Genomic DNA, 2027 nt, shown 5'->3' with positions numbered 1-2027 from the left:
CCGACATCCGCCAGGCATCGGACGACCTGTCGCAGCGCACCGAGCAGCAGGCCGCCAGTTTGGAAGAAACCGCCGCCGCGATGGACGAGATCACCACGACCGTGCGCGAAACCGCCGCCGGCGCGCAGCGCGCCAACTCGGTCGTCGGCGAAGCGCGCGGCGAGGCCGAGCAGTCGGGCACGATCGTCCAGCGCGCGATGGACGCGATGGGCGGCATCGAGCGCGCTTCGAGCGAAATCTCCGAAATCATCAGCGTCATCGACGGGATCGCGTTCCAGACCAACCTGCTGGCGCTGAACGCGGGTGTCGAAGCGGCGCGGGCGGGCGATGCGGGCAAGGGCTTCGCGGTCGTCGCATCGGAAGTCCGGGCGCTGGCACAGCGATCCGCGGATGCCGCCAAGGACGTCAAGACGAAGATCATGGCATCGTCCGAACAGGTCCAGTCCGGTGTCCAGCTGGTCAGCGAGACCGGCAGGGCGCTGCAGCGGATCATCGGGCGGATCAGCGAGATCAGCGACCTGGTGGGCACCATCACCACGTCCGCCGAACAGCAAGCGACGGGGTTGCAGCAGGTCAATACCGCCGTGTCGGAAATGGACGGCGTGACGCAGCAGAACGCCGCGATGGTCGAACAGGCGACCGCCGCCGCGCGCAGCCTGGCCGAGGAAGCCGACCGGCTGGTGGCGGAAGTGGGCAAGTTCCGCGTCGGCGGCCAGACCGGCCGCGCCGCGCCCGCCGCGCCCGCCTCGCCGGTGCATGCGCTGCAGGCCCGCGCCGCACAGGGCAGCCGCACGATCGCCCGTCGCGTCGTGGCGGCGGGGGGAGGCGCCGCCGCAGCGCGCGTCGTGGAAGAAGGCGACTGGTCGGAGTTCTGACGCGCCGCATCCACTATCCATGAAGATGGCCGCCGACGATTTCGGCGGCCATTTTTCTATTAGACTTTGGTCTGATTTTTCAGTGCATTAACCGGTTATTGCAAGGTCATGCCGGACAGTCGGCCCACGTCATTCAGGGGGGGACCATCTCTATGTCGGACCGTTCTTCGCAACTTGCGCAGAAGCTGGCCCATTTCGGCTTCACGGAGCGCCACTACCGGCTGTTCCCGACCATCAGCGCCGCGATCGAACGCTTCGGCCCGCAGGCGCTGCGTCGGCTGTACGACCATATCCGCGCCAATCCGGAAGCAGCCGCCTTCTTCGGCTCCAGCGCGGCGATGGACCATGCGCGCGACAAGCAGCAGGACCATTGGCGCAAGCTGTTCTCCGGCCGGCCGGACGATTCCTACGAAGCGCGCGCGATCCAGATCGGCAACGTCCACGCCCGCATCGGCCTGGCGCCCAGCTGGTACATCAGCAGCTATGCCCGCATCCTGTCCGACATCCTGCCCAAGATGCTGCGCTGGTCGCCGCTGCGCCCGCTGGCGCGCCGCAACGATGCCGCGACGCTGCTGGTGCGCACCGCGCTGCTCGACATGGAGATCGCGCTGTCCGCCTATTTCACCGCCGAGGAAGCCAAGCGGCGCGACGTCACCGACCGGCTGAGCCGCGCGCTGACCGCGCTGGCACGCGGCGACTTCAGCGCCCCGCTGGAGGAACTGCCCAGCGATTACGCCCGCATCGCCGCCGATTTCGAGGAAATGCGCCGCAACGTGTGCGCCACGCTGGCGCAGGTCACCGATGCGACCAACCGCATCACGGCATCGTCCAGCGAGATCAACCAGGCGTCGGGCGACCTGTCGCACCGTACCGAGCAACAGGCCGCGACGCTGGAGGAAACCGCCGCGGCGATGGAGCAGATCACCGTCACCGTCGGTGAAACCGCCACCTCCTCCGCGCGGGCGAACGGCGCGGTCGCGTCGATGCGCACCGACATCGACGCATCGGGTGCGCTGGTCGGCGAGGCGATCGACGCGATGCGCCGGATCGAAAGCTCGTCCGGCGAGATCAGCGAGATCATCGCGGTGATCGACGGGATCGCGTTCCAGACCAACCTGCTGGCGCTGAACGCGGGCGTCGAGGCGGCGCGCG

General features: G+C 68.4%; 2 protein-coding genes. Both read left to right on the top strand.

The window, feature by feature from the left end; all coding sequences use genetic code 11:
- Positions 1-875, top strand: an 875-nt coding sequence (locus tag AX685_RS03215) for a methyl-accepting chemotaxis protein (protein WP_231738529.1), incomplete at its 5' end; no start/stop codon positions are given.
- Between the two features lie 152 nt (positions 876-1027).
- Positions 1028-2027 (top strand): protoglobin domain-containing protein (locus AX685_RS03210; protein WP_066485398.1); only part of this gene is annotated, 1000 nt, incomplete at its 3' end.

The sequence above is a fragment of the Sphingomonas sp. CCH9-F2 genome, from assembly GCF_001556735.1.
In the GTDB taxonomy this organism is placed as follows: Bacteria; Pseudomonadota; Alphaproteobacteria; order Sphingomonadales; family Sphingomonadaceae; genus Sphingomonas; species Sphingomonas ginsenosidimutans.
This window is presented reverse-complemented; position numbering and strand designations above follow the sequence as displayed.